Source organism: Paenibacillus sp. FSL R7-0652, from assembly GCF_038595045.1.
Taxonomy (GTDB): Bacteria; Bacillota; Bacilli; order Paenibacillales; family Paenibacillaceae; genus Paenibacillus.
Map to the genome: position 1 here is coordinate 4,509,305 of NZ_CP152001.1, position 25,032 is coordinate 4,534,336.

3 protein-coding genes are annotated in these 25,032 nt (G+C 48.0%); all 3 read right to left on the reverse strand.

Annotation, left to right across the window (positions count from 1 at the left end):
* Positions 1 to 11: 11 nt before the first annotated feature.
* Positions 12 to 7,784: an amino acid adenylation domain-containing protein gene (locus MKY97_RS19795; RefSeq protein ID WP_342552002.1), complete on the reverse strand. Its 7,773-nt coding sequence runs from the start codon at positions 7,782 to 7,784 to the stop codon at positions 12 to 14.
* A gap of 70 nt (positions 7,785 to 7,854) precedes the next feature.
* On the reverse strand, positions 7,855 to 23,718 hold the full coding sequence (locus tag MKY97_RS19800; RefSeq protein WP_342552003.1) for an amino acid adenylation domain-containing protein: 15,864 nt from the start codon (positions 23,716 to 23,718) through the stop codon (positions 7,855 to 7,857).
* A 42-nt stretch (positions 23,719 to 23,760) separates the two neighbouring features.
* Entirely contained in the window at positions 23,761 to 24,984 is a 1,224-nt protein-coding gene (gene fabD / locus MKY97_RS19805; protein ID WP_342552004.1) for an ACP S-malonyltransferase, read from the reverse strand.
* Between the last annotated feature and the right edge of the window lie 48 nt (positions 24,985 to 25,032).

Below are 25,032 nucleotides of genomic sequence, written 5' to 3' on the forward strand. Positions count from 1 at the left end.
TAAATTCATTTTTATTGGTTATAAAAATCCATAATGGCTTCCAGCTCTTCAATGGACAGATCGTCTCCCCCCACATCGGAAGGCGTCAGCTCCTGAGTCTCTTTTTCCATACAGTGCTTGATTATATCCATCAAATGAGCCTTAAAACGGCTTCCCAGCAGGCCGATCTCAGCTCCCGTATATTCTGCAAGATTATATTCAATGGACATCGTCAGACAGCCATCTTCCACAAGACCCGTAATATTTAAAGCGACTTCTCTTTCGGCTTCGGGGCTGACCGTTTGGCCGTACGGCACGTCAGAAGCACCAAACAGCTCTGTGTTCACATCGTTATCGAACTGCCCCAGGTAGTTAAACTTGATTTCAGGCTCCAGTCGGAACTGCTGCTCTTCCTCCTGCCGTTTCGCGCCAAGATATTTCAGGATGCCGTAGCCAATACCCTTGTTTGGAATGCGCCGTAAGTTCTCTTTGACCGATTTGATATGGTAGGATATATCAGCCGAACCCGGGATATTTAATACAACTGGATAGATGGAGGTAAACCATCCGACTGTTCTGCCGATATTCACATTTTTGATGATGTCTTCCCTGCCATGGCCTTCAAGGCAGATCAAAACATTGTCCTCGCTGGTCCATTCCCTTACGGCCCGTCCCAATGCAGCAAGAAGAATATCGTTGATTTCGGTGTTGTAGGCCTTATGCACTTTACCGAGAAGCTGTCCGGTTTCGGCTGCAGCCAGCTTGAACGAATACTCCATATTATCCGAGACTCTTGGCGTTCCTTCAAAAAGACCGGATTTAGGCAGGGCTTTAATGTGCTGCGATTCGAGCTGCTGCCAGTAGGACTTTTCTTTTTGCAGCATCTCACTGTTTGCATACTCCGTTAATCGATCGGCCCACGTTTGGAAGGAATCCGTCTTGGATGGAAGCGCAATAGGATTACCACGCTCTGCTTGATGATACGCAAGTGTCAAATCTTCGAATAAAATCCGCCAGGAAATCCCGTCAATGATTAAATGGTGAATGATGATTGCCAAATGATCCCCCTGGCTTGTCTTGAACAATCCCGCCTTGACCAAAGGTCCTTTTGCCAAATCCAGACTGCCATGCAGTTCATCAATCATTCGGGACATCTCCAGCTGGCCATCATGCCCGTCGGCCACTGTCTTGATGACCAGTTCGAACCATGAGTGCTCCTCCCGATTGTCTCCCCTGTTATACTGCGTCCATAATCCTTCATCGTATTTAAAAACCATTCTTAACGCATCATGATGGCGGATCAACCCGGTGAAGACCTCTCTTAACAGGTCCTCATTGAATCCTTCCCGCTTATGAAGAACGACAGCCTGGTTCCAATGATTTGCTGGTGAGAATCCACATTCAAAGAACCACTTCTGAATAGGGGTAAGCTTCACCGAACCCTCGACTGGCCCCTGATCAATCTCGCGGTAATCCGCCTGAACATATTTGGACAGCTTCCGAATCTCTGGATTTTGGAACAGATCCTTCATTTTCAACTTATAGCCTTGATTGCTCAGCTTTGAGGAAATTTGAATGGCTCGAATCGAGTCCCCGCCCATCTCAAAGAAATTATGATCAATCCCGATCTTGCGGACGCTGAGAACCTCTTCCCAGATCGTCACCAGCATTTGTTCCACTTCATTACGGGGCTCCGCATAATTCTCATCCGGTGCAGCGCTGCGGTCGGGAGCAGGCAGTACATTTCGGTCGATTTTGCCGCTGATCAAGAGCGGCATTTCTGCAAGTATGATAAAGTACGCCGGGATCATATAGCTGGGCAGTGCTGCTGCCAATTCATCTTTTAACTCCAAGAGACACATCTCTTTGCTGCCCTGCACAACCGGCTCAAGAACCAGGTACGCACACAAATATTTGCTTCCGTCATCGTCTTCTCTAGCCAAGACAACTGCCTGTTTGATATGCGAAGACTGCATAATGCAAACTTCGATTTCCTCCAGCTCAATGCGGTAACCTCTTATTTTGACTTGAAAATCCTTACGTCCGAGAAACTCCAGATTTCCGTCATGCCGCCAGCGTCCCAAGTCACCTGTCTTATACATCCTAAGACCTTCAGTCAATTCCGGGATAGATGGAGCAAATGGATCTTTACCGAAGGACTGGTCCGTTCTTTGCGAATCATGGATATACCCGCGCCCTACACCTGCACCGGATACGCAAATTTCTCCGTAAATCCCAGGCGGACAAAGGTTCATCTGATTATCCAATACATACAAATTTAAATTTGCCAGCGGTTTACCGATCGGAACGAAATCCGTATCTTTAGGCAGGTCGCAGATCACAAGCTGGCTGATATCATCAGCAGCTTCCGCAGGGCCGTAAGCATTGACAATTGGAATGCCGGGATACAGGTTCAGCCATCTCCGGGCCAAATCCGGTTTTATCGTTTCTCCCGTAAGCATCAAATGACTTAGAAAGTCCAGTTTCATCCCTTTCTGTTCCAGCACATCCAGCATGACTGTCAAATAAGATGGCACCACTTCCAAAAGTGTCACTTGATCAGAGGTAACTGCCTCCAAGAACCGTTCTGTTTCAAGCACTACATCTTGTGGATATATCGCAGTCGTCCCGCCCAATGCAAGAGCGCCGAAGCACTGCCATACCGAAATATCGAAACAGATATTGGCGTTTTGGGCAAAGACCAAGCTGTGATCCAGCGTCAGAGCATCCGCTTCAGCAAGAATGTGATTCAATAACCCCCGATGCTCAATCATTACGCCTTTGGGTTTCCCGGTCGAGCCGGAGGTAAACAATACATATGCCAGACTGTCCGGACGCTGCAGTTTCCCGATATTCACCGGACTTTCTGTCTCTATTTCCTCCAGCACCTGATCAAGACAAAGGATTACTCCTTCATACTGCTCTTCCATCCCATCCCGGATATACTCCGAGCGGGTAATAAGAACTCCTGCACCGGAATCTTCCAAAATACCTGTTATGCGCTTTACTCCATACTCGGGATCGATCGGAACATAGGCGCCTCCCGCCTTCCAGATTCCAAGCACACTTTGGATGAAATCGGGGGAACGCTCCAGCATTACAGCAGTAATTGCTTCCTCCGGCAGACCACCCAAGCGCTTTTCAAGGCAGCGGCCAATCCGGTTGGCTTGAGCATTGAGTTCAGCATAACTCCATACCCTTCCAGCGAATTTCACTGCTGGTGAATCCGGCTGTTCATTTGCGAAACGCTCAAAGCGTTGGGAAACACTCCGATTGAAATCGTAGTCTGCCTTTTGTCCTTGGCCCCAGCTCATTATTTCCCTGCGCTCTTCCAAACCGAGCAGCTCGACGTTAGCCAGCTGTATATCCGGCGCCGTTACAAGGTTGTGGAGGAGCTGCAGGTAGTGACGACCCATTTGTTGTGCAGTCAATTCTGAAAACAAATCGGTGTTGTACTGTAAATCAAGAGAAATCTCCGTATGATCTGCGTAAACGTCCAGCATCAAGTCGAACTTGGAGATGTCGTTCTTCAATTCATATGGAGTGAGTCGCAGATCGCCTAAAGAAACTTCCGGCTTCTCGCGATCCGTCAAATTGAACATGGTGTCAAAAAGCGGGTTTCGGCTTGTGTCTCGATTTAGATCAAGGAGCTCGACTAGACGCTCGAAAGGGAAGTCTTGATGTTGGATTGCTGATAACGTGTGATCCATTACTTCTCTGACTAACTCGCGAAATGTCTTCTGATTTTTCGGAAAACTCCGAAGCGCCACTGTGTTGATAAACATCCCGAGCATGTTCTGTACATCCGGGTGATTACGCCCGGCCGCCGGCGTTCCGACAATAATTTCCTCCTGACCGCTATACTTTGATAACAGGGTACAGTAAGCACCTAACATCACGGAAAACAGAGTTACGCCCGTATCCTGAGCCAGCTTCTGCAGGGACCCGGCAAGCTCCGGAGACAGCGCTAGATGCAGCGTTCTGCCGTTAAAACGCTGCACGGCTGGTCTTCGGTAATCCAGCGGCAGGTTTAATAGAGGCAGTTCTCCACGGAATTGCTCCAGCCAATATGATTCATGGCGTTTCATTTTTTCTCCGCCGAGCCGTTCATTCAACCAGAAGGCATAATCCTTATATTGGATGTCAAGCGGAAGCAGGTCGTTGTCGTTATACATCCGCTCCAGTTCATTTAGAAGAATGGCTCCCGACAAACCATCGGAAATGATGTGGTGCATATCAATCAGCAGCACCCCCTCAGCTTGTCCGGTACGAAGCCATTGAACTCGCCATAGCGGTGCTTCTTCCATAGAAAACGGGCGTATAAACGACTTGATTTGTTCATCGATTTGCTCCTTGCCCGCATCGGTCATTTCTACCTCTTCAAGCATACAGACTGCTTCGGGATGAATGATCTGAACCAGGTCCCCGTCAGCAAACCGAAACGACGTTCGAAATACTTCATGGCGGTCAATCAACCGATTGATCAAATCTTGTAAGCGCACAGCGTCAAAATCACCTTTAACTTGGTAGGCAAACGGCATGTTATATGCCGTTGATTCGGACTCCTCCAGCGTATGTAACACGTATATTCTTCTTTGCGCCGGACTCACCGGATAGGCGTCATCAGCAGGTGCCGATGAAATGGACTCCACTTCGTACACAGCGCCGTTCAATTCCTGGATTCGCTCCGCCAAAAGAGCAGCAGTCGGATACTCGAAAATGTCTCTCACGGTTATGTCAACGCCAAGTTCACCTTGAATACGGGAAACAAGGATCGTTGCTTTTAGTGAATGTCCGCCTAAACTGAAGAAATTATCTTCAATGCTTACCTTCTTTATTTCCAGAATCTCTGTCCAAATGGAAACCAATGCCCTCTCCGTATCGTTACGTGCAGGCGCATATTCGCCCTCATTACGGTCGGTGATCGGTTCGGGTAAACCACCTCGGTTAATTTTCCCGTTGGCATTATGCGGCATATCCTCCAGCTGCACAAAAATTGCAGGAACCATATAATCCGGCAAACAGGCAGTTAAATACTCCTTCAATTCAGAAGCCTTCAGATCGATATAAGCGGTATAATACGCACATAAGTATTTCTCGACTTCACCCTTGACAAGCACTGCTGCTTCCTGAATTTGTTCATGCTCGCTTAACCGGTGTTCGATCTCTCCAAGTTCGATTCGGAATCCCCTGATTTTGATCTGTTGATCCTTGCGGCCGATGAACTCGACATTACCATCAGGAAGCCATCTACCCAGATCGCCAGTTTTATATAATCGAACGCCTGAGCGCGAAGTAAAGGGATCCTCCATGAACCCTTTTGCAGTCTGCTCCGGATTATTAAGATAACCTTTTCCTACCGCAATTCCAGCCACGCAAATTTCACCAACGATTCCAATCGGACACAGCTGCATTTGTTTGTTAACAATGTACATTCGAATATTGGACAACGGTTTGCCGATCGGGACATATCCCTTGTTCTCAGGTGCACCATTCATAACATATTGGCAAATATCATCGGATGCCTCAGCTGGCCCATACGCGTTGACCATTTTGATTCCCGGGCACAGTTCAAACCAGCGTGCAGCCAGCGAAGGAGTGACAGCTTCTCCTGTAATCATCAGATGCTTTAGAGATTCGAAGCGAAGAGAACGTGCCTGAACGATATCCAAAAGTACACTCAAGTACGAAGGTACCACTTCGAGAAGTGTTACCCGATCTCGGATGACCTGATGGATGAAACGCTCGGGTGCAAGGATCAGATCATCTGGGTAGATCACCGTAGTCCCGCCCAGCACCAATGCACCGAATAACTGCCATACCGAAATGTCAAAACAGTGGTTTGCCGTCTGTGCGAACACAATCTCATCAGATAAATGAAGATCATGCGCCTCAGCCCAAATGTGGTTCAGCATACCCAGGTGCTCAATCAAGACGCCTTTCGGTTTTCCCGTCGAACCCGAAGTAAAGAGTGTATAAGCCAAGTCAGTCATTGCTGCCGGGATGCAGATATTGCTTTCGGCCTCTTCACCCTCAGGAAGGACAAGGTTATCCATCTCCGCGAATCGCCCCGGATAACGTGCTTTCAGCTCATCCTCCACGTATCCGGATAGTGTAATAACGATTCTCGCATTCGAATCGGCTATGATTCCGGCCTTCCTCTCCTGTGGATAATGAGGATCGACAGGTATATATGCCGCTCCAAGTTTCCAAATGGCGAGTATGCTCGCCACCATAAGCGGTGAACGGTCCAGCATTACCGCTGCAAAATCTCCCTTTTCAAGTCCGAGCTGTCTGAACAAGCGTGCCAGGCGATTCGCTTTTCGGTTCAACTGATCATAAGTCAGGCATTCATCCTGATAGCAAAGCGCCGTTTTTTCCGGATGAAACCCTGCCTGCTCTTCAAATAGTTCATGCGCAGGCTTATCCAGCCTGAATTCCTTTTCGGTGTTGTTGAATTCGGTCAAAATGACCGTTTTTTCCTGTTCGGAGATAATCTCGATATCCTGCAAACATACCCCATCATTGTCCAATACCATGTTCACAATTCTCTTCAAATGCCCTTCCAGGCTGTGCAGGAATCGCTCGTCATAGAGAAATCCGTTATAGGTGAACAGCACTTCAAGTTCCTTCTCCGGAAACACGGTCACGTCCAAATTGTAATTGGTGTGTTCCACCATATTACTGTCGATGATGGACAGGCTGCCTTTATCGCCGCCCGTTGTTTCCAGCGGATAATTCTCAAATACGAGAATATGGTCGATCAGTTGATTTTTAAGTACTGTTTTGGACTGAATATCCGCCAAGGAAACATAGTTATATCGGTTCGCTTCCAGCATGGATTCATTCACTTGGGCAAGCAGCTCTTGAAATGATGTGTGCTTATCGGTTCTGATTCGTAAGGGAACTGTATTAATAAAGAGCCCCACCATGCTCTCGATTCCCGGCAATTCAGGAGGCCTGCCTGATACGACAGAACCAAATACAACATCCTCGCTATCGTTATAACGCTGCAGTAACACACCCCAGATGGCGTGGAAGACCGTACTTAATGTCACTTGGTGTTGGACAGCCAGCTTTTTCAAGCGGAGGGTCGTATCTTCATCCCATTTAAAATGGAATTTTCGATGATCGAATCCTCTCCGATCTTCCCCTCCCGCCAGAGATGGGACCACTGCACGCAGCTCATAACCTTCGAGGTATTGGCTCCAGTAATGGAGTGCATCCTGCTGGTCCTGCTCCCCGAGCCATCTTATATAGTCGCTATAGGGATAAACCGGGGCCAGCCGCAGCGGAGAATTACTATCCAAAGCCTCATAAATCTGGAACAAATCTTGGGCAAGGATTCCCATACACCAGCCGTCCATAATGATATGATGAAATCTCCAAACGACTTGATAGATGTCCTGATCCAGTTTAAACACCGTCATTCGGAAGAGTGGGCCTGTCTCTAAATCGAATTTGCGCTCCAGGTCCCGTGCTTTCACCAGCTCAATGTGTCTCGGCTGTTCTTCCTTAGGATAGGTCGAAATATCTTCAAAGCTCATTTCCGGCTCGCATTGGTTCAAGACAATCTGCAGAGGCTGCTCCACTTCCGTATATATGAATACCGTTCTTAATACATCATAACGTTCTACCAATGTTGTAAAACTACGCTGCATTGTTGGAATAGACAGTATCCCTTGAATGGTGAAGGAAACCTGCTCAAAGTACGCTTCAGAATCGGGTTCTAATAAGGAATGGAACAAAATTCCTTCTTGAGTCGGCGTAAGCGGATAAATTTTATCAATTTCATGATTGCTCAATGTCACACTCTCCCCATCTACATTGGCTGCCGGATTGCCACCAATCCGGCAGCTTCCACCTACGGCAGCACTACAGCTTCTTCTTCAGCTTACGAGATATGACATCCAATTGTTTTTGCGAAAGTTTGTTGTACTGGTAGTCGGTCGGCGTCATTTCTTTAACCTCTTTACGGCAGCAGTGCTGAACAACTTGTTCAAGATGTTCTCCGAACCGCTTCGCAAGCCGCTGCATCGTTTCCTGAAGATATTGATATTTGTTATATTTGATTTCCATACTAAATTGACCATTGCTAACCATGGAATTCAGCTCCAGCTTATATCCCTTTTGAACTTGCGGCCCGACCTCAGGTCCGGTTGAAATGTCAGACATGTAGAATGCCTCCGTCCGTGCTGTACCTTGGTCAAACTGCCCAAGATAATTAAAGACAAGCTCCGGTTTGAGCCGGTAATTCAATTGAAGCTCGTGAGACGGGTCACGGAAGGTCAAATATTTCATCAATTCATAGCCCAGTCCCTTACCGGGTACTCTACGCAAATTATCTTTGGTTCTTTTGATTAATTCGGCAGGATCGTCCGTCTCTTCAGCTCCGAGCACGAACGGAAACAGAGATGTGAACCATCCTACCGTTCTCGACACATTCACTTCTTTTATCACATCCTCCCGGCCATGCCCTTCCAGATGGATCAGTATGTTACCGGAACCTGTCCACTCTTTCAGCGTGCGGCTTAGCGCCGCAAGAAGAAGGTCTTGTATATCAGTACTGTAGGCATGATGAGCATCAGTTAATAGACTGCGGGTAAGACTGGTATCCAATGTCAGCTTCTGAACCGCATGATCTCCTACCTGATTCAAAGAAATCGAATGATCGACGGGAAGCTCGGTAACAGCAGCCTGCTCAACGGCACTCCAGTAACCTTTTTCTTTCAATAGTGATGAGCTTGCGGAATACTCTCTGAGTTTCTCCGACCATACTTTGAACGAATCCGTTTTGTCCGGGAGCTTCACCTCCGACTGTTCAAGCAACTGCATGTAGGCAGTGGAGAAATCCTCCAGAATGAAACGCCAGGACACCCCGTCAACGATCAGATGATGAATGATGAACAGCAAATAATCACCGGTAGTTGTATGGTAGATTGCCAGTCGGATAAGCGGTCCCTGCTCAATGTTCAATTCCATCTGCAGTTTGGCTGATTGCCGCTCAATCTCGGCTTTCGTGTCTGCAGCTGCAGTCCCTTTGAGATCGATCACACTCAGCTTGTAATACGCTTGTTCATCCAATCCATGATTGAACTGGACGATCCTGTGATCCATCACACCAAACCTCATCCGCAGTGCGTCGTGGTGCTCCACCAGACGGTCAAAGGCCTCGTTGACCAACTCGGGAATGAAGCCTTCCGGCCTGTGCAGCATGACTGAATGATTGTAATGATGGACATGCTCCCATTTTTGCTCGAACAGCCGATATTGGATCGGAGTCAGACCCACTTCCCCTGTAACCGGCTCCTGACTTGTTTTGACGGTCATCGTCTGTACGTATCTGCTCAACTCCCGAATTGTCGGATGTTTGAACAGATCCCTCATTTCCATACGCAGGCTGTACGCAGTTAATCGTGAAGAAACCTGCAGTGCCTTGATGGAATCACCGCCGCATTCAAAGAAGTTATGATCCGTGCCTATACCTCGTACGCCAAGCGTCTCCTCCCATACACGCACCATCACTTCCTCAAGTTCGTTTGTTGGAGTCGAATCTTCTCCAGAAGGCTTGACTTCCATAACCGGATCAGGAAGCGCTCTGAAGTTCACTTTACCGTTCTCGTTAAGCGGTACGTGGTCAAGGAATACATAAGCAGAAGGCAGCATATATACCGGCAGTCTGGCTCCTAGATAGTCCCGCATATCCTGCGCGGTCAGTATTTGAGCAGCAACCAGATAAGTACAAACGTATTTGCTGCCGTTGTCGTCCTCCTTCACAGTGACTACGGCATCCTGCACATCCGGATGAGCTGCAAGCTGGAACTCGATTTCAGTAAGCTCTACCCGGTAACCACGAATCTTGGTTTGATGGTCGGCTCTGCCGATGAACTCGATGCTTCCATTCGGCAATCGCTTAGCCCGGTCTCCCGTTTTATACAGACGGTGCTCAGGATGCAGGGGATGGGAAATGAACTTTTGGTTCGTAAGTTCTGGTTGTCCCAAATATCCGCGTCCTACCCCACGCCCGGCGATTACCAACTCACCTGGTATCCCATCCGGCAGCAGGTTTCCATAAGCATCCATAATTTGTGCTTCAGTGTGAAAGATCGGCTTCCCGATCACAGGCTGGCTGCTGAATTCCTGGAACGTATGCCGGTCGAATGGATGGGCAATACATCCAATTGCAGCTTCGGTAGGGCCGTAGTGGTTCACGAATCTGGTATGAGGATATCGATCGAAATATCGCTTAACGTCCGGTATCCTTATTTTCTCGCCTCCAAGAACGATCAGTTCCAGCGAGTCCAGCAGCCCTTCCGTATCAAATCGCTCATGATTTGCCAAAATGTGAAACAAAGATGGTGTCGCTTTAATAAATGTAATGCCATTCACTGACATGTAGTCCAACACAAAAGCCGGATCTACATAATCGTGTCGATCGAGCAGGTGCAGCTCGCATCCGCACGCTAACGCCGGATACAGCGCGGTGTAGCACAAATCAAAACCAGGTGAAGAGAGCAGCATTGTTTTGCCTGTCTCGTCTATTCGCTGACTCGTCGCGAACCAGTGCACATAATTGACCAAATTTCGATGCTCAATCATAACGCCTTTGGGTGTCCCCGTTGTCCCGGAGGTATAGATCAAATAGGCCAAATCGTCTTCTTTCACCGGAATATACAGATTTTTCTCCAGACCCTCAGTCGTTTTGAGATGATCTAGTAGGAATAACTGATCTGCAGTCTCAGCGGCAAACAGATCGGAAGCATAGGTCAGCAGGAACTGCGCGCCGCAATCCGCCAACATGAACTTCATTCGTTCCTGAGGGAACTCTGGATCAATCGGCAGGTATGCACCTCCCGCTTTGAAAACAGCAAGCACGGCAGCTATCGTTTCCGGTCGGTTCTCCATCACAATCCCGGCAATGCGGCTGCCTTCTTCAAAACCGTTCTCCAGCAGCATTTTTGCCAACCGATTGGCTTTCGTATTGAGTTCGGAAAAGCTCCATCGATCCTCTCCGCAGACAAGGGCCGTCTGATTCGGCATCCGTTTTGCAGTCGACTCGAACCATTCAATCATCGTGTCAAAAGTAGGTTTCGCCGTATCTTCTGTATCCTGGAGCATCTTCCTATATGAACTGTCTGTCTTCTCTTCACCCGACAGTAGGGAGAGCTTGGACAGCTCGAGCTCCGGCCTGTTCGAACATGTATGAAGCACATGGACCAATAACTGGGCAAAACGTTCCATTGTATCCGCAGTAAACAAAGCCTTACTATAGACGAATTCCAGAAGAATATTATCCTTGGTCACTTTGACCAGCAGGGAGATATCAAACTTGGATGATTGCTGCTGCAGCGCATACGGCTTGACCGCCAAACCTTTCACTTGAAAATCGTCTTCGTCTGCATTCTGCATCGTCAGCATCACGTCGAACAACGGGCTTCGGCTCAAGTCTCTCGGAATTGACAATGCTTCCACCAAGCTCTCAAACGGGAACTGCTGATGTTCGTAAGCGTTCAGGCATACGTCTTTGACTTCCATTAAATACTCTCGGAAGCTCTTCCGGCCCGCCGGCCTGGTTCGAATCGCCAATGTATTGATGAACACGCCCATCACCTTGCGCAGATCAGCATGATCTCTTCCGGCTGACGCCGACCCTACAATGATGTCCTCCTGCCCCGCGTACTTGGATAAAAGAATGCTGTACCCGGCAAGTAAGATCATATATAGAGTTGTCCCTGTTTCGAGCGCTAACTGCTGCAGCTCGGCTGTCAGTTCCGAACCGAGAGAAGTTTCAAGTTTTGCTCCCTCATTACTTTGGTACTGGGGCCGCGGAAAGTCGGTCGGCATACTCAATACTGGCGGCTCTACGGCAAATTGCTTGAGCCAGTATTGCTTGTCTTCCTCGAACACTCCTTTATGCAGCTGCCCGTTATACCAAGCGGCATAGTCTTTATATTGAATTCGAAGCTCTGGAAGCTCACCGCCGCTGTACAGCGTATTGAATTCTTCTATGAATACTTCAATAGAAGAACCGTCCGAAATGATATGATGCATGTCAATCAGCAGCACATAATCGTTTGCATCTCTTTTCGCAAGATATGCCCTGAATAATGGAGCTTTGCTCAGATCAAAAGGCAGAATGAACCTCTCGGAAAGCCAATCTAAATTACCATCTTCCAGACTTTCGACAAGTTCGATGGCAAATTCAACTTCAGGATGAATGATCTGCACCGGCTCCCCGTTGACCGTCTGGAAGGAGGTGCGGAACGCCTCATGTCGCTGCATCATGGTACGGAAACTGTTTTCCAGCTTCCAGATATCCAGATCTCCCTCAATCTCAAAAGCTGCCGTCATGTTATATGCCGTGCTGCCCCCATTCAATTGTTCAAGAATGAAAAGTCGTCTTTGTGCCGCCGACAATGCGTAATGACTGCGAGTTTCCGCAACGGGAATTTCTTCGAATGCACGACGGTTCCCTTGCTGAATCAACCTGGCTAATCCTTGTACCGTAGGATGATTAAAAAATTCCCCTACAGATACTCCTACACCCCATTCTTTATTAATTCTGGAAATCATAATGGTCGCTTTCAGGGAGTGACCGCCTCGTTCAAAGAAATTATCATGAGTACCGACCTGCTCAAGGCCCAGTTCTTCTTCCCATATCCGAACCAGTCGACCTTCGGTTTCATTTTCTGGAGGTGTATAAGACTCCATAGGAAGTGCACTCACTTCCAGCTCAGGCATTGCTGTTTTGTCGATTTTCCCGTTAAGTGTCAAAGGCATCTGCTCTAGCGGTATAAAGTAGGACGGTACCATATATTCAGGAAGCGACTTTAGCAGGCTTTCCCGGATCGATCCCGGTTCGCTTCCCTCTTGCGGAACATAATAAGCGCAGAGGTATGAATTTCCTTGGTTGTCCTGTTTAGCCACCACGACGGATTCCTTTACCGGGAGCTGACGAATCATCGCGGCCTCAATTTCTTCAAGCTCGATCCGGTAACCACGGATTTTAACCTGAAAGTCCATTCTGCCTATATATTCGAGACATCCATCTTCCCGCCATTTAGCCAAATCCCCAGTCCGGTACATTCTTTGTCCCGGGACTTGCGGATTGTCGACAAACTTCTGATTCGTCAAATCGTCGCGCTGCCAGTAACCTTCAGCCAGACCATCTCCACCGATGCACAGCTCCCCGGGCAGTCCGATCGGGACCAACATATCGCTGGCATCCAGTAAATAAATCTGTGTATTGCCAATCGGTGTACCGATATCCACTATTTCCTTCTTAGTTAAGTCACTGATACAGGACCATACCGTCGTCTCTGTCGGACCGTACATATTAAATATGTTTAAACCCGAAATCTCCTGAAGTCGGTGTAAAAAATATATCGGGAGAGGTTCTCCGCCGAGCATAATATCGGTCACGCTGTTCAGAAATGTCATGTCAGGATCATCACCCAGAAGCATTTTCAAACGGGACGGCGTCATTTGGAGCATCTTCACATGATGTTTCGTGATCAAACGGTTAAGCGCTAAAGGGTCTCGCTGGTCCGACTCTCCTGCGATGACGACAGTGAGCCCTTTGGTTAACGGCACCCACGTTTCGAGTACAAAAATATCGAATGAAACCGTCGTCAGGCACAGTATGCTCTTGCCGGGAGAGAATGCGATCTCCTTGGTCGCTGCCTCAATAAAGTTATGAACTGCACGGTGCGATATCATGACTCCCTTGGGATTTCCGGTAGAGCCCGAGGTATAGATAACGTAAGCCATGTGATCGGCTGTATGAACGGGTGAAGAAGGAATATCTTCCGGTGTGATCCCCTTATACAGGCTTTCATCCTGTATATCGATCACTGTGACATTGGATTCAGCCTGAATGTTCATTTCTTGATCGGTCAGCAAAATTTGTGCACCACTGTCGTCCAGCATATACTCAATCCGCTGTACCGGATATTCCGGATCAATCGGCAGATACGCGGCACCTGTTTTCAATACGCCGAGCAAAGCTGCGATCAAATGAATCGAACGGGTGACCATTACTCCAGCAATTGTCCCAGGCAGTACTCCTTTACGCCGAAGCGCAGCTGCCAGCAAGTCCGATTTGGCATCCAGTTCACTATAGGTGTAAGACTTATCCTCCCAAATCACTGCAACCTCATCAGGAGTAAGTTTCGCCTGCCGCCGGATCAGCTGATCAATGGTCAACTGCTTGTCATAAAGAAGCTCACCTGCATTAAATGCAGCCAGCAGCTGCTGACGCTCCCCCGCCGATAAAATATCAATCTCCGATAGAGTCAATGCAGATTGATCCGCTGCGCCATTCAAAATATTCACATAATGCATGAGCATCCGCTCTGCCTTTTCATGCTTAAACAACTTTTTGCTGTAATCCAGATTTAAGGTTATCGATTCCTCATTCCAGTCCTCAGCGCTAAGGGTCAGATCGTAGGGGGACACACCGGGATTTTTCTCCTCCGGCTTAAAAGTCACTCCCGCTGCGGACACACCCTCGAGTTCCATATTTTGAAATATAAACATAACGTCAAACAACGGATTTCGGCTGGAGTCTCTCCGAATATTCAGCTTTTCTACCAGCATTTCAAACGGATAACTTTGGTTTTCGAATGCTCCGATGCTGCTGTGCCGAACTTCATCCAAATATTCGGCAAACGTCTTGTCTTTGGCCGGATAACTGCGGATCGCAACAGTGTTGATAAACACACCAATCAGCGGCTCAATGTCGGGATGAATACGCCCCGAAACCGGAGTGCCAACAATAAGATCATCCTGAGAAGTATATTTATGAAGCAGTACTTTATAAGCGGTAAGCATAACCATGTATAATGTAGTGCCCGTATCCGAAGCCAACCGGCGAAGCCGCTTCGTCAATGCTTCATCCAAGCAAAACGTCAGCCGCTCCCCCTCCACACTCCGTTGTCCAGGCCGAGGATAATCCAACGGCATATTCAGCGAAGGCAGCTCTCCTGCAAATTCATGCAGCCAGTAAGCTTCCTGTTCTCTCATGCGTTGTTCGTTAAACGTTTGATGCTGCCAGACAGCGAAGTCCGTGTACTGCACCCTGAGCTCTGGCAGCGCATGTCCTTGGTACAATTCCACCAGTTCTCTCATAAATACGGCCATAGAATAACCATCCGAAATTAAATGATGCATATCTACAAACAGCAAAGATTCGTCATTCGACAGTTTGACAAGCTCTGCCCTAAAAAGTGGTGCTTGGGTCAAATCGAACGGCTTCACGAAATTTCTGAACCGGTCATCTGCTGTTTCCTCAGAAGACAGTTCCGAGTACGGAACATGCAGTACAACCGCATCACCGATTCTCTGCACAATTTCCTGACCCCGAATTTCAAAAGACGTTCGAAACACTCGATGTCTGTCGACAATTTGCTCAAGAGCAGCAGTTAACCGGTCCGGATCCAGCTCACCTGCAAGATGGATCTGCCCGGGGATGTTATGAATAAGACTGTTCGCTTCAAACTGCTCCAATATATAAATCCGCTTCTGGGATGCGGAAATGCCATAATACTCCTGCTGCGGCTGTACCGGAATCAGATTGTATGATTCCTCCGCATGCCCGTTCAATAAACTGGATAACTGGCGGACCGTAGGATGCTGGAACCACTCGCCGATCGGAATTTGCATACCGAACTCCCGATATATTCGCGAAAGCATGACTGTCGCTTTCAAAGAGTTGCCGCCAATGTTAAAGAAGTGATCGTTAGGACCAACATACTCCGTACCTAAAAGTTCATTCCAGATTGCAGCAATGCTGGACTCGGTTTCATTTAACGGCTCCTGATCCTGAGAGAATATATCCAGACTGGATAGTGCATTTTCGTCAATGGACCCGTCTTCCAATCGCTGGAACGATTCCATTACCGCTATATCAGCAGGAATCGCATACTCGGCCAACCGTTCGGCCATCTCCACTCGAATACGCGAAACATCGATCGGCATCTGAGATGCCAAATAAGCCGCAAGCCTTGGAGAAGCGTTATGACATGATACTAGCCGAACAGCCACTTGAGCCTGCTGTAGGCTTTCCAGCTGCATCAGCTCGGATTCAAGTTGTGTCAAGTTGATCCGATATCCCCGGATTTCCGCCCAGCGATCAGCGTTACCACACATGATCATCGCCCCGGAAGGAACAATCATCGCCAGCTTCCCTGAGGACATCATTACATCGTTCTTCAAATCCAAGGTATACAGTTCGCCGATGGCCCCCATCGGGACCGGATTCCGCTGCGAATCAAGAATATACTTACCTTCATGCTTGTTCCCGAACTTCGTCAGCATACGAGCATGATCTTCAGTACTAACCGACAACTGCGATACACTCACAGAAGAATCCTGCGTCATAGAAAGTAATAGATGACGGTAACCTTCCGCCCAAATCTTCATAACTTCCAGGTCGAATAAATCGGTACTGAAATCGAAATCCAGCCGCAGCTCTTGATTAATTTCCGTTACATTAAGAAACAAATCATAATGCAAATGACGAACAGGGTAAGGAACAAGTTCGGTTTCCAATCCACTGAAGTTGAGCTGACGAACAGGCCGGTCCATATTAAACATCATATTCAAATTCGGTATATGCACTTCAGGCATGTGCTCCATCAGACTGGCGAGCGAATAACTTTGATGTCGGTCCACCCGCTGCAATATTTCCTTTACGGCACCTAAGTGGTCAGCAATGGTTTCACTGCCGTTCAGCTCCATATATATAGGAAGCAAATTGACACAATTCCCCATCAGGTGGGTCTCCCCCATGTGGGATTGTCCAGCCGTTGGAATGCTGACGACCATTTTTCTTTGCAAGGTGAGCCGATACAAAAACAAACCGTAAGCAGCCAGCATGGTAATGAACATGCTGTTCTTACTGCGAATGCTGAGCGCTCTTAACTTCGTGGTCTCTTCCCTGTCCAGTACTGCTGTAAGCCTGCCGCCATTAAACTTCTTTTTTCTAATGTATCCATGCGGAGAGGGCAGCTGTAAGGTTGGAACTGGCTCGCTGCATTGGGCTGACCAGAATGCCGCAGCTTCGCTGGCATCAGGTTGATGAAGTTTTTGTTCCTGCCATTGTAAATATTCAGCAAATTGGACCGACTGCGGCAGCTGCGGCACACGCTTTTCGCAGACCGCCGAATAAGCCTCTTCCAGTTCTCCAGCAAATATAGCGATGGACCAGCCGTCAACGACGATATGATGGAAGGCCAATGCCAACATGTATTCTTCATCAGCCATCTGCAGCACGGTAATTCGAAATAGCGGCTGTCCGGTATGCAGACTGATTGCTTCAGAAGCATCTGCTGCCAGCCAGCGGTCCAGATTATCCTTACTGCTATCAGCCAAATCACCGCGCATATCCTGTACCTTCAGCGGTGCCTGCACCTCTTGCAAAATCTCTTGGTACTCACCACTGCTGTCTATGACCGTTCGCAGTGCCTCGTGCCTGCGGATCAGTATATCGACCGCCTGTCGTAACGCATTTATATTCAAAGATCCCTTCATTCGCAGCAGTACGGACTCATTCAACGAAGCGGAAGCTGGTCCGCCCGCGGTGGAAGAAATCCAAAGCTGTTTCTGCTCATTGGACAGCTTGACCCGCTTTATTCTCCCGCCGTCATCGTCCGGAGGAGGGTCTCCCGGCAGAAAGCCGCCGCGCTGTAAATCACTCACGGTCTCTTTTACGATGCGTATGATCATGTCAATATCTTCATAGGTATGGGCCGTTGACATGAAGCAATTACGGCCCTCCCACACATAAAGCCCTCTGTAGTTCAAATGATAGAAGAACAGCTCGATATCTCCGAAGGAAACGAAACGGAATAAAGATCCGAAATTCACCATATAAATCGGAACTTTCCGCTCTTTGAAGAACGTGTTCAATGCGTGCACAAGATAATCCGTTTTACTATTTAACTCCTCATACAAGGCAGGGCCCTGCGACTCCAAATAGTCGATCGTTTTTAGAGCCACGCGCATGGTAAGCGGATGAGTGCAGAACGTGCCTCCGACAAAGGTTTTACGATCAGCCTTTGCTGGGTAGGAGACATCTCCAAAATTCCACTCCCCACCGTCGATTGGGTCCATGAAATCGCCTTTTCCAGCCACAATCCCGATTGGCAGGCCACCACCAACTACCTTCCCATACACTGCCAAATCGGCTTTCACGCCAAACCAGGCTTGAGCCCCTTCCAGACCGATCCGGAACCCAGTGATCACTTCGTCGAAAATAAGCGCAGTCCCCGAATCAGAGGTGATTTCTCGGAGCTGCTGCAAAAATTTGCGCGGCTGCAGGTCCGGACGGCGGCTCTGCACGGGCTCGACGAGCACCGCCGCCAACTCATGGCCGTACTTGCGGATGAGTTCCAACGATTCAGGTTTATTGTAGTTCAGCATGATAACGTCGCGCACAAAGTTGGCCTCGATCCCTGGTGCCATCGGGTAAGCGGAAGCATCGGCTTCCGGATGGGATACCCCCAACACTCCGTCGAATGTACCATGATAGGATCCGGAAAAAATGACAACCTTCGAGCGTCCGGTCGCAGCTCTCACCGTACGCAGTGCAACCATGACAGCCTCCGTTCCTGAATTGTAGAAGGCCACGCGTTCCATACCCGTAATTCGGCTAATTCGTTCAGCCACATCACCCGCGAGATCCGACATCGGGCCTAACGGTGGCAGCGAAGAAGAAGATTGTTCTTTCATCTCTGTAACGAGAAATTCCGGATTATGTCCGAGCAGATTAACTCCAAAGCCCATTGTCAAATCGATATATTCGTTGCCGTCTACGTCCCACATTCTCGAACCGGAAGAGCGTTCGGCTGCGATCGGATAGATGGCTTCTTTCCAATAGGAGCGGAATCCCGGTACATTACGGTTGTTTGCATGGACATAACGCGTACGCTGCGCATAGGATTTGGACCCTTTTGTACGTCTTGTATAATCTGCGATAAACGTATTCAGATATTCCTGCTGCTGCTCTGTAAAGTCCCCATCTTCACCAATCACCATCGGCTGATAGGGAATAAATGGCTTAGGCTCCTGAGCACCGCTGCCGGTTGGTTCAGCACGTACAACAGGGTGGGTCTGGATCACTGCAGCCGATTCGGGAACGGCGAAGGAATCAGAGGAGGATCCATAACTTGACAGATTCGTGCTCTGGCTGTCCGGTCTTGTCTTGTCTTTTTCCGCCTGCTTGTATCCACCAGGCAAAACGTCAAAATTCCGTCCGCCCCCCTCACTTCCACTCCTTTTAACCCCGCTGCCGCTTAAAAGCTCCAACTGCTTGCCCAGAATATCATTGACATGCTGCTGCTGAAGGGTCATCAGCTCCATCTGCTGGGTTAAAATTCGCTCCACTGCCGAGCCTCCTGTAACCGGAGGAGAAATCTCGTCCTTCATCTCCATAGAAACAGCCGCTGCTGCCTGAAGCTTCTGATCTTCCGCTTCCTGCAGTATCACTCTCTTATGCGACTCGTGCTCCCGATTCCGTACTTCCTTATTGACCGAAGCCACAGCCGATTTCAAATTAGCATTTTCGATAATATATTGGGTTAACGTGTGAACATTCGTGATCGAATCAAAAAACCTTTCAATCGCAATATCCAGCAGGTAAACATCTTCAATTTCCTTGCGAATTCGGACAAGCATAATGGAATCCAGTCCCATTTCAAGGAAGTGGGCAGAGCTGTCTATCTCAGTCACATCCAACCCTGAGGCATCACTGATCATTTTCTTCACTGTTTTCTCTACATCAGCTGACAAATCAAAAGTTCCAGCGGTCGCCGTCATTAATTCGGTTTGTTTAGAAATCGCAGTTTCATCCTCCTTAAGCCCATCGCTTCGTTCGATTTCAATCCAGCATCGCTTACGGTCAAAAGGATACAGCGGTAAAGGAACCTTTCTCGCGGAATAGAACTTGTCCCACTCGATACGTGCGCCCTGAACGTACAGCTCGCATAACCGTTCAAGCTGCCGCCCCCGGCTCTCTGGCGTCGCGGAAACGAGCTCCAAAATCATTCCGGCGGCTTCTTCATTGATGCGTGACAATTCTTCCTCAGTGATTTCTCCGCGCCCTAATTTCTGGTTTGATTCGGAAACGATCCGATATACGCCTCGAAATATTCCCGGATGTCCTTTGTTCTCAGCAAGGCCTGTCAGTTTACGGGTTAATTCTTCGCGTGAGCGGCAGACGAATGCGATGCGGTTCTCAAGATGAGCCCTCCCCGTACTTGCCGTGCCGCAAATATCCGATAAAGTCTGGCTCGGATATAAGTTCAAGTGCTGCACATACCTCAGAATCAGCTCTTGAAGAGCGCTTTCGTTTTTGGCAGACAAGGTGAACAAATGGGATTGTCCATTCTCTTCTTCTGATCCTTCCGCTCTTGGATCAACGAATTCTTCCATAACCACATGGCAGTTCGTCCCGCTAAATCCGAAGGAGCTGACTCCGCAGCGAAGCGGCTGCTCCGAAGCATCAAATGCAGCGGGCTCGGAATTAATATAAAAAGGAGAATTCTCTATATTTATATTTTTGTTAGGCTCTCTGAAATGAAGCAGTGGTGGATTTTTCCTGTATTTAAGCATCAGCACTGATTTAATCAGACCCGCAATGCCGGATGCTTCAAACGTGTGTCCAATATTGGCCTTCACGGAACCCAGTGCACAAAACTGCTTTTTATCTGTATATCCGGCAAACGCTTTCTCCAAAGCTGAAAACTCGACTGGATCTCCCAGTTTTGTCCCCGTTCCGTGAGCTTCAATAAACGTAAGGGCTGCCGGGTCCACGCCCGCATCCTCCCAGGCTGCACGGATCACTTCGCTCTGGGAGACAGGGTTAGGCGCTGTAATGCCCACTGTCGTTCCGTCCTGATTCACTGCACTGCCCTTAATGACAGCATATACCTGGTCTCCGTCACGGAGCGCTTGAGTCAAAGGTTTTAACAACACGGATGCCACGCCTTCGCTCACACCCGTTCCATTCGAAGCCGCATCAAAAGCACGGGTATATCCGTCCACGGATTCCATATCCAGCCCTAATGACAAGGGTAGTATAGAAGTTCTGACTCCACCGGCAAGCGCCATCTCGCATTCGCCAGAGCGGATCGCCTGACATGCCATATGAACAGCGACCAAGGAAGAGGAGCATGCCGTGTCTACGGTTACCGCCGGGCCTTTAAAATCAAGAAAATAAGCAATGCGGCTGGCCAAGACGGAAGGCAAGTTTCCGACGATATAATTTGATATTTGATCCGGCTGTGCTTTGGAAATTAGACGTTCGTAATCATACCCAACTTTTGAATAACCGGCGTACACGCCCACCTTCCGGCCGCGCAGCTTGTCCCCGGCATATCCAGCATCCTCCAGCGTTTTCCAGGCCTGCTGCGTAAATAACCTTTGATTCGGGTCCATTAACTTCGCTTCGTTAGGGGTGATTTTGAAAAATGTATAATCGAATTTATCAATTTCCTCTAGATATCCGCCAGGTCTAAAATCGGGTTCCTGTGCATCCAGCCCCATCACGGATAAATAATCTTTAGCATCTTCCCGCCGATCACCCTGCAGTTCTCCAATATAATGGCTGCCTTCCATCAAATTTCCCCAGTACTCCTGAACGTCTTCCGCACCCGGCAGCTGAAGTGACATCCCGATAATGGCAATATCCTTATCCTGTTTCGATGAACCAATTCCATTCCTTTCTTGTTGATGGGATAACGTTGGTTCTGACTTCAGGAAAGCAGCCAAGTCATGAATCGTCGGATAGGCAAACAAATCTGCAACGGCCAGCTTAACTGAAAACATTGTCTCAATCCGTTCAGCCATCTGCGCCATATGGAGGGAGTTTACTCCCATATCAAAGTAACTGTCCCGAACACCCACCTCGTCTTTCCCGAGTACTTCACGACAGATACGCTGGATATCACGCTCGATTTCCAATTGCGAACTCCTAGGCCGAAGTGATTCTTCCTGCTTGCCCGCCATTTCCTTTTTTTCTGCTGAATGCATACTCTTTAATTCCTGCAAAACCTCGGTAAACTCGCCATTCTGATATTGCTGGGCAAGCACATATCGCTGTATCTTTCCGCTGGTCGTTTTAGGCATGCGCTTGGTTGGCACCACATCCGCAATTTCCCAGCCTCCCCGTTCGTTCAAAAGCCGTTTAAGCTTTAACGCAATCGGATGAAACTTTTCTAATTTTCTTTTGGAAACGACAAATAGAATAATTTCTTCCTTTTTCTTCTCTGCATTGTAAATCCCACATGCGGCTATCCGGCCAAGCTCCACACCTTCTACTTCCTCGGCGATCCGCTCCAGATCATGAGGGTATACGTTCTGCCCGTTCACAAAAATAATATCCTTGGCCCGCCCAGTGACCACTAATTGACCACTGCGGAGGAATCCCAAATCCCCGGTTCTGACCCAGCCGTCCGGAGTCAATAATTCACGGGTTGCTTCGGGGTTATTATAGTATCCTCTTGTGACGTTATCCCCCCTGATATGTATATGGCCTATCGCACCGTCCATGGATTCTGTGCCGTCTTCCTTACAGATCCGCAGCTGGCAGTAGTCGATCGCACAACCAACTTCAACAAAGGAAAGCGCATAGGGCAATTCTTGATTAACTTCAATAACCTGTTCCCCGACGTTAAGATGACGGCGGTCAACATATACAGTCACAAATTCATCTTCGATCAAAGGTATGGCAACGCCTACAGAAGCCTCAGCAAGTCCATAAACAGTATACATCGCAGTCCGTTTCAGACCGTAAGGAGCGAAAGTGTCCAGAAATTCATAACACAGCTCCGTTGAAATTGGCTCTGCTCCGTTATAAATCATGCGGATATTCGACAAATCCCAATTCTCAGCTTTTTCCGGTTTGAAAAACTGCATTAAGTATTTATAGCCGAAATTCGGAGAGGAGATGATAGTAACCCGATGTTCGCTTGCTTTTTTGAGCCAGAGTATCGGCTGTCTTATAAATAAAGATGTTGGAATAATGTATTGATCCGAGTTGGCTATCAGAGGTGCCAAGTGGTTGCATATCAGTCCCATATCATGAGTCAGAGGCATCCACTGCAAATAGGAATCTTCAGAGGTGGTTTTTGTTCTATTTAAAATACCGTTAACGTTATAGATCAGATTGCGATGGGTCAGTATAACCCCTTTCGGATCTCCCGTCGAACCTGATGAAAATTGAATAAACGCAATATCTCCGGGATGTGGACTGTAAATCTGGGGAGAGAATTCCTTTGAGAATACCGAATGATCATCAAGAATAGATACCCTGCCGCGAAGCTTATCGAATAATTCTAGCTGTCCGCTCTTCACTGAAAAGTTTTCTAAATCTCGCAAAATTTTTGAGTTTGCAAGCAGGTAAGGACGATTTAATATATTCCAAATCCGAAATACTTTGCTCTTATGTTCGTCATTGTTGCCGGTACTGACCGGGACAGGAATGATACCGCCAAGGATGCAGCCCCAAAAAGCGATAATAAAGTGACGATTATTGTCGATTTGGAACACAACCTCCTGCCCTGCTTCGACTCCCTGCTTTTGGAGATAGCCCAAAAATCCGCAAGCTTCTTCATAGAGCCCCTTATATGTAAGCTGGTTTTCTCGGTCATCCCCTTCTATAAAAATGATCCTTCGTTCCGCCGTGCTTCCTCTTTCTTTCATTACATCCACCAGACTTGCAAATTGCTTTGTGTACACGTTCTTCCCCCCAGAAAATGATGAAATTGTTCGTGCAGCCTTCTAAAAATTTGCTGGTAACTTGTCCATAATTATCATCTGTTCTTCAAGCGGTAATTGTTTGGTGAACAGCACTGACTGAAGCAGACCTTTAATCCGAATTAACGTTTGCGTAAAATCCAAAGAATTATTTTCAGCTAACTTTTCGATCAAATCCCTGATTTGTTCGATAGGCAGGATTACGCCGGCACTGTAAGCCATGGCATCATGATTCCGATTTCGCGCAATAATGGCAGCTGTTAAGGATTGTCGAATGCTGACGATGATTGCTTCACGATCATTGTCGCTTCCGTCAAAATATGTCCGCAGCTCCTCCAATTGCTTAGGATGATCGAATTGCCATGTCTGAACAGCAGGATAGGTTTCCTTCATTAGGCGTGTCAATACTTGGCGCGGCCCGACTTCCACTGTTCGACGGATTCCTTGACTGTTCAGATAATGCATCGTTTCCAGCCACCGCACGGGCTGGATCATTTGGCGATAAAGAAGCGGGAGCAGTTCTTGCCTTCCGTACGGTCTTGCCATTACGTTCGAGATGATTGGCCATCTTGCGTCCCTGGTCTCCAGCTTCTGTAATTCAACGGCTAATTTCTCCGCTGCCGACTGCATCAACGGACTATGAAAGGGGGCGCTAACATTTAAATATTTAATGCTTACATCCGGAAATTGAACCTGCAGCCGCTCGACGACCAACTGAACAGCTGCTCGATGACCAGCAAGTACATGTTGGTTCAAGGAGTTATAACAAGCGATCACAACTTGTGAGCTCTCGTTACTGGCTTGTCGACAAAATTCCTCCAGCTGATCAGAAGCAGCATGTGTCACAGCGACCATTGCTCCACTGTCGGAAGAATGTGCAGCTTGCATTAACAATCCCCGCTTCCTTACGATCTCAAGCCCGTCCCGAAAAGATAAAACACCGCTGCATACGAGTGCGGAGTATTCGCCAAGGCTGTGTCCGGCCATAAAATCAGGTTCCCACCCCAGCTCTCTCCTGCCGATTTCAAAGGCAATAACGCTTACAGCTAATATGGCCGGTTGTGTATTCATCGTCTGCATAAGCTGTGAATGGCTGCCTTCAAAACATAATTCAGTAAGATTGAAACCCAGCGTGTCGTTCGCTTCTTCGAAGTAATGCTTTGCTAGAGTAAATTCATCGTACAGCTTTCTTCCCATACCGACATATTGTGATCCCTGACCCGGAAACAAAAATGCCGTCGTTGGCATAAGCAGACCTCGATTCGTAGTATTTTGTTTTAAACACGATTAAAGCAG

Excerpts from the sequence above, each read along its gene's own strand:
- fabD (WP_342552004.1), bottom strand. The coding sequence starts at position 24,984 with ATGCCAACGACGGCATTTTTGTTTCCGGGTCAGGGATCACAATATGTC.